The 5,642-nt window shown below is 70.6% G+C and carries 6 protein-coding genes; 2 read left to right on the top strand and 4 right to left on the bottom strand.

The window, feature by feature from the left end; translation table 11 throughout:
• Positions 1 to 151: 151 nt before the first annotated feature.
• A complete protein-coding gene (locus tag ACKUB9_RS17995) occupies positions 152 to 586 on the bottom strand; it encodes a Ros/MucR family transcriptional regulator (protein ID WP_410824739.1) in 435 nt (144 codons plus the stop codon).
• Positions 587 to 1,306: 720 nt separating this feature from the next.
• On the opposite strand from ACKUB9_RS17995, the gene ACKUB9_RS17990 reads away from it, so the two are divergent.
• Together ACKUB9_RS17990 and paaZ are read left to right on the top strand one after the other, a co-directional pair.
• Positions 1,307 to 1,783 carry an MgtC/SapB family protein gene (locus tag ACKUB9_RS17990; RefSeq protein WP_407524904.1) on the top strand — a complete coding sequence of 159 codons (477 nt, stop codon included), beginning with the start codon at positions 1,307 to 1,309 and terminating at the stop codon, positions 1,781 to 1,783.
• 147 nt (positions 1,784 to 1,930) lie between these two features.
• Positions 1,931 to 3,958, top strand: coding sequence for a phenylacetic acid degradation bifunctional protein PaaZ (gene paaZ, locus ACKUB9_RS17985; RefSeq protein WP_407524901.1), 2,028 nt, complete (start codon positions 1,931 to 1,933; stop codon positions 3,956 to 3,958).
• A 26-nt stretch (positions 3,959 to 3,984) separates the two neighbouring features.
• Here paaZ and ACKUB9_RS17980 read toward each other — a convergent pair whose 3' ends face one another.
• From ACKUB9_RS17980 to ACKUB9_RS17970, 3 genes are all read right to left on the bottom strand, one after another.
• Positions 3,985 to 4,536, bottom strand: coding sequence for a DUF2335 domain-containing protein (locus ACKUB9_RS17980; RefSeq protein ID WP_407524898.1), 552 nt, complete (start codon positions 4,534 to 4,536; stop codon positions 3,985 to 3,987).
• Complete coding sequence (locus ACKUB9_RS17975) at positions 4,517 to 4,729, bottom strand: hypothetical protein (protein ID WP_407524895.1); 213 nt, start codon at positions 4,727 to 4,729, stop codon at positions 4,517 to 4,519. Before ACKUB9_RS17975 ends, ACKUB9_RS17980 begins: the two co-directional genes overlap by 20 nt.
• A 111-nt stretch (positions 4,730 to 4,840) precedes the next feature.
• Positions 4,841 to 5,642: response regulator (locus tag ACKUB9_RS17970; RefSeq protein WP_410825857.1), on the bottom strand; the 802-nt coding region annotated here is incomplete at its 5' end.

Raw genomic sequence — 5,642 nt, 5'->3', positions numbered from 1 at the left:
TTCCCCCCCCCCCCCCCCCCTCCCCCCCCCCCCCCGGTCCGATGTCCTGTGCCGCCTGCTCGCTCGCGCCGAACCGGCCCCGCATCGGCGCAAAGCCCCCCACGGCGCCGCCGCGACCCGCCCGCCGCGACGATGCGCCGGCCGGGCGGGGTCAGGGCTTGCGGCGGCCGCGGTTCTTGCGCTGCTGGCCGAGCCCGATGCTCTTGGCGAGTTCGGAGCGCTGGGCGGCGTAGTTCGCCGCCACCATCGGGTAGTCGGGGGGCAGTCCCCACTTCTGGCGGTACTGGTCAGGCGTGAGGCCGCGGGTGGTGAGGTGGCGCTTGAGGGACTTGTAGGGCTTACCGTCTTCGAGGCTGATGATGTGGTCGGGGGTCACGGTCCTCTTGACCGGCACCGGCGGCACCGGCTTCTCCGGCTCGGGCGGCGGCGGCGAGACCAGGGACTCCAGGGTCCCGTGGACCGCCGAGAGCAGCCCGGGCAGTTCCGCGACCGGGACGGAATTCTTCGAGACGTAGGCCGACACGATGTCGGCCGTCAGCGCGACGAGACCACCCGCGTCCTCGTCGTGACCTTCCACCTCTGTCATCATTCAGGTTCCATTTCGTGAGAGTTGCCGATCCCGGGCCTCTCCCGCGCAGGCATTCACGGTTGGCCCTCGTTTCTTCGTTGGGCGCATCTTGGATAAAGCCGAGGCACGTCTCCGCTGAGCGCATCAGACCTGTTGGACGCTTACGCGGCGGCTCGCAAGGTGGTGGAAGCAAAAAGCTTCGTGAAGATACGTAGTTCTTGTGGATGCGATACCCGCGAAATCTGAACGCAGAAGACCTACGGTTGTTGTTCGCCGTGAGATTGTGGCGAAAATTGTAAACAATTCATGTCTGATTGTTTCAAGGAGAGATACCTGGTCCGGTCAGGTCTTCGGCGTCCGACAGGGCTGAAATGGTGGGGCGATCCAGGCCGACCCAGCCGGCCGCGAGACGGCTTCGGTCGCGCGATGCGTCCCGTCTATTGAAACGAGAAATTGCAGGAGCTGTCGGCGGGGTCGAGGACCAGACCAGCGCCGCGGAGATATGCGGTGTCGTCGGACGAAGATCGATCCGGATATCCCGGCTGTGCTGTGCCTCTTACAGGATGGATCGCGCGCCGATGCCCGGATATCGATGTCGGGACGCGGCAGAGATCGGCGATAGACCTCCGGGCATGAGTGTGAAGACCTGTGGGGGCGGTTCGCCCCGGTCGTGATCCGATCGGCCCGCTGCGGCGTTTTCCGTCCGTGGGACAGCCCGCGGCGGATCGGACGAGGCGGATGACCATCCCGGACGAGACCAGCTTCGGCATCGCCGACCTGATGCTGCGCCTCGGCGCCGCGACGCTCTGCGGCCTGCTGATCGGCCTGGAGCGCGAGGTGCGCGGCAAGGATGCGGGCCTGCGCACGCACGCCCTGGTGGCGCTGAGTTCGGCGGTGATCACCGTGTCGGCGCTCAGCCTCTACGCGGCGGTGCGGGCGCATGGCGGCGAGGCCGATCCGCTGCGGGTCATCCAGGGCTTGGCCCAGGCGATCGGCTTCATCGCCGCCGGCGCGATCTTCGTGATGCGCGGGGACGTGCGCAACCTGACCACCGCGGCGAGCGTCTGGCTCGCCGCCGCGTTGGGCATCGCGGCGGGCGCGGTGCAGTATCGCCTGGTCGCCACCGCCTTCGCCCTCACCTTCGCGGTGCTCGTCTTGGTGGGCCTCCTCAAGCGCCATGTCCTGCCCGACAAGCACCGCTCGGGCGACGATTGAGCCGAGGGCCGGGCGGCGCGGGCGGGCGAGTCGCACGCCGTCGCGGCGGGCGGCCCGGCACGGAGCGGCGTGCGGCCTTGACCAACCGGCCGGTCGGTCAATAATGCGCCGGAACGACACGACCAGAACCACACGGGAGGTACGCCGATGAGACTGGAGAGCTACGTCCAGGGCCGCTGGGCCGCGCCCGGCACCGACCTCGTGCTCGTGCGCAGCGCCGTCACGGGCGAACCGGTGGCGGAGGTCGCGAGCGGCGGCCTCGCGATGGGCGAGGTGCTGGACTACGCCCGGCGCGTCGGCGGCCCGGCCCTGCGCCGCCTCACCTTCCACGAGCGCGCCGCGATGCTGAAGGCGCTGGCGCAGTACCTCACCGAGCGCAAGGAGGCGCTCTACGCCCTCTCCCTCCAGACCGGGGCCACGCGCGGGGACAGCCTGATCGACGTGGACGGGGGCATCGGCACCCTGTTCGTCTTCGCCTCGAAGGGCCGGCGCGAATTGCCGAACACCACCTTCCTGCTCGACGGCGAGGCGGAATCGCTCTCGCGCAGCGGCAGCTTCGCGGGCCGGCACGTGCTGACCTCCCGGGCCGGGGTGGCGGTGCACATCAACGCCTTCAACTTCCCGTGCTGGGGCCTGTTGGAGAAGATGGCGCCCGCGCTGCTCGCGGGCGTGCCGGTCGTCACCAAGCCCGCCACCGTGACCGCGCAGGTGGCCCACGCGCTGGTGCGGATGATCGCCGAATCCGGGATTTTGCCGGACGGCGCCCTGCAATGCGTGATCGGGTCGACGGGCGACCTTTTCGACCACCTCACCGGCCAGGACGTGGTCGCCTTCACGGGCTCGGCCGAGACCGCCGCGACACTGCAGCGCCACCCCGTCATCGCCCGCGAGGCGGTGCGCTTCAACGCCGAGCGCGACTCCCTCAACGCCGCGATCCTCGGCCCCGACGCGGTCCCCGGCACGCCCGAGTTCGACCTCTTCGTGCGTGAGGTGGCCAAGGAGATGACCGTGAAGGCCGGGCAGAAATGCACGGCGATCCGCCGGGCGCTCAGCCCCCGCGCCCAGGTGCCGGCGGTGATCGAGGCGTTGCGCCAGCGCCTCGCCGGCGTGCGGGTGGGCGACCCAGCGCTGGAGGGCGTGCGGATGGGGCCGGTGGTCGGGCTCGACCAGCGGCGCGACGTGCTGGCCAAGCTCGACCTCCTCGCCCCCGAGACCGAGCGGGTGACGGGCGATCCGGACGATTTCACTGTTGAGGGCGCGGACCGGGCGCGCGGCGCCTTCCTGCCCCCGATCCTCCTGCACTGCCCCGACCCGATCCGGGCGACGCGGGTCCACCACGTGGAGGCGTTCGGGCCGGCCTGCACGGTGATGGGCTACGCCGACCCCGCCGAGGCGGTGCTGCTCGCCAACCGCGGCGAGGGCAGCCTCGTCGCCTCGCTCTACACCCACGATCCGGCCGCGGCGGCCGAGATCGTCTTCGGCGCCAGCGCCTTCCACGGGCGGCTGCTCGTGGTCGACCGCGACTGCGCCAAGGAACAGACCGGCCACGGCTCACCGATGCCGCATCTCGTCCACGGGGGGCCGGGCCGCGCGGGCGGGGGCGAGGAACTCGGCGGCATGCGGGCGCTGCGCCTCTACCTCCAGCGCACCGCCCTCCAGGGCTCGCCCGCGATGCTGACCGCGCTCACGGGGAGCTGGGCCAAGGGCGCGCCGGTGATCGAGGCGGCAGCCCATCCGTTCCGCTGCAGCTTCGAGGAGCTGGAGATCGGCCGCACCTTCCACTCGGGCGAGCGCACGATCACGGTCGAGGACATCGAGCACTTCGCGGCCTTCACGGGCGACACCTTCTACGCCCACATGAGCGACGAGGCGGTGAAGGACCACCCGTTCTTCCCCGGCCGGGTGGCGCACGGCTACCTGCTGCTCTCCTTCGCGGCCGGCCTGTTCGTGGATCCCGAGCCGGGTCCGGTCCTGGCCAATTACGGCCTCGATAGCTTGCGCTTCCTCAAGCCGCTGCGCCCGGGCGAGGCGATCCGGGTGCGCCTCACCGCCAAGGAGAAATCGCCGCGCAACGCGCAGTACGGCGAGGTGCGCTGGGACGTCGAGATCCTCACCGGCGCGGGCGAGACGGCGGCGACCTACGAACTCCTGACCATGAACGCCATGCGGGGGTGAGCGTGGCGCGGGACCGTCGAACCCTCTCAGGAGGTGGGCTTGTCGGTCGTTCCCTCGTCCGGTCGGAGTCGCCGGGTGAACGGCGCGTTGACCAGGGTCGCGATGATGCCGCTGACGCCTATCCCGAAGGCGCCAGCGGCAATCCAATCGTGCCCTCTCCCCGCAAGTGCGTAAGCGAAGCACAGGATGATCAGGAGGCCTTTGAATCCGGCGAGCAGGGCCAGGAGCTGATATCGGTCCGTCCGTCTGTTGACATCGTGCACGGACTCGATCTCGGCCTGCTGAGCGCGCTCTGCCATCCGGAGGAGGCGATCGGCCATTCCGGGATGCAGCCGCTCATACCGCTCAAGCGTTTCTGGCGCAGGCAGCGAGCCTTGATGCAGCGTTTCCGTGACTTGCGTCTGTGTAACTGAAACTCTTGCCTGCAATATTGCAAGAAGGCGCCCGACAACCTCCGGCTGCTTGTCGGGATCGACCAGTCCATCGAGTGCGGGGCCGATCCTGTCTAGGAGTTGTTGGCGTACCTCGACCGGGATACCGCCCTTCGCGGGCGGACCGTCATCTGGAGCGCTGCTCATCGCCGAGACGTCCCAGGCTGCGCGTCAGGTGGCGGCCAACGTTGCGCCACGCGCGCTGAAGCCCATCGGTTCGCTGGGTCGCCTGAAGCTTCATGGCAGGGACGGTCAGGAATGACGGTGCACTCAGGCCCATCGCAAGGATGCGCAGGAGCGGTCGGTCTGCCAAGCGCCTCGGCACGTCGTCATGCTCCATCGGTCGCTCCGTCCGTTACGTCCGCACTCGCATGTTGCTGCAGACGGCGTCAATGTTGAAGGAGAGCGCCCGGGTCTTTGGCGTTGCGGAGCCTGCGCGACGGGCGGCGCCCTACGCCGCCCGCGGCAGCGCCCGGAAATGCGTCTCCAGCGCCGCGATCGTCTCGGCCAGCAGGTCCCGGAGGGGGGCGAGCGCGGCGGCGTCCGGCATGGCGTCCTCGGTCCGGGCCGCCCGCTCGATGGCGGCGAGCGCGCCCGCGAGCGCGCCCGCCCCGACGTTGAGGCTCATGGATTTCAGGCCGTGCGCCGCGCGGGCCGCAGCCGGCGCGTCGCCGGCCGCGATCAGGGTTTCCAGGCTCTGCGGGGCGTGCTCGCGGAAGAGGCGCAAGAGCCGCTCGATGAAGGCCGTGCCGCTCGCCTGCGCCATCTCGTCGAGGCTCGCCAGCGTCCCGGGATCGAGCAGGGAAGGGGCATCCAGAGGGGCATCGATGGGAACGTCCGCCGCGGCGGACGCGCTCCCGGGCTCCAGCACGCCCGCGAGGGTGCGCGCGAGATCGGCCAGGGTGAAGGGCTTGGCGAGCACGCCGTCCATGCCGGCCGCGCGCCACGCCTCGGCCCCCTCCCCGATGACGTGGGCGGTGAGGGCGACGATCGGCACTCGGCGCGCGCCGGTCCCGGCCTCGCGGGCGCGGATGGCGCGGGCGGCGTCGAATCCGTCCAGCACCGGCATGCTGCCGTCCATCAGGATCAGGTCGAGGCCGCCGGCCTCGGCCGCCGCCACCGCCTCGGCGCCGTTCTCGACGGTCAGGATGCGGGTGACGCCACAACGGGTGAGCGCCTCCACGGCCACCTCGCGGTTGACCGGGCTGTCGTCGGCCACCAGCACCCGGGCGCCCGCGTAGCCGGCCGGCGCG

The sequence above is a fragment of the Methylobacterium oryzisoli genome, assembly GCF_046557895.1.
Lineage (GTDB): Bacteria > Pseudomonadota > Alphaproteobacteria > Rhizobiales > Beijerinckiaceae > Methylobacterium > Methylobacterium oryzisoli.
The sequence above is the reverse complement of the archived record's forward strand: the minus strand, read 5'-3'. Positions and strand labels throughout refer to the sequence as shown.

Bases quoted from the DNA above. Each gene is read 5' to 3' on its own strand.
- ACKUB9_RS17990 (WP_407524904.1), top strand. From the start codon at position 1,307: ATGACCATCCCGGACGAGACCAGCTTCGGCATCGCCGACCTGATGCTG.
- ACKUB9_RS17995 (WP_410824739.1), bottom strand. From the start codon at position 586: ATGACAGAGGTGGAAGGTCACGACGAGGACGCGGGTGGTCTCGTCGCG.
- ACKUB9_RS17980 (WP_407524898.1), bottom strand. From the start codon at position 4,536: ATGAGCAGCGCTCCAGATGACGGTCCGCCCGCGAAGGGCGGTATCCCG.
- paaZ (WP_407524901.1), top strand. From the start codon at position 1,931: ATGAGACTGGAGAGCTACGTCCAGGGCCGCTGGGCCGCGCCCGGCACC.
- ACKUB9_RS17975 (WP_407524895.1), bottom strand. From the start codon at position 4,729: ATGGAGCATGACGACGTGCCGAGGCGCTTGGCAGACCGACCGCTCCTG.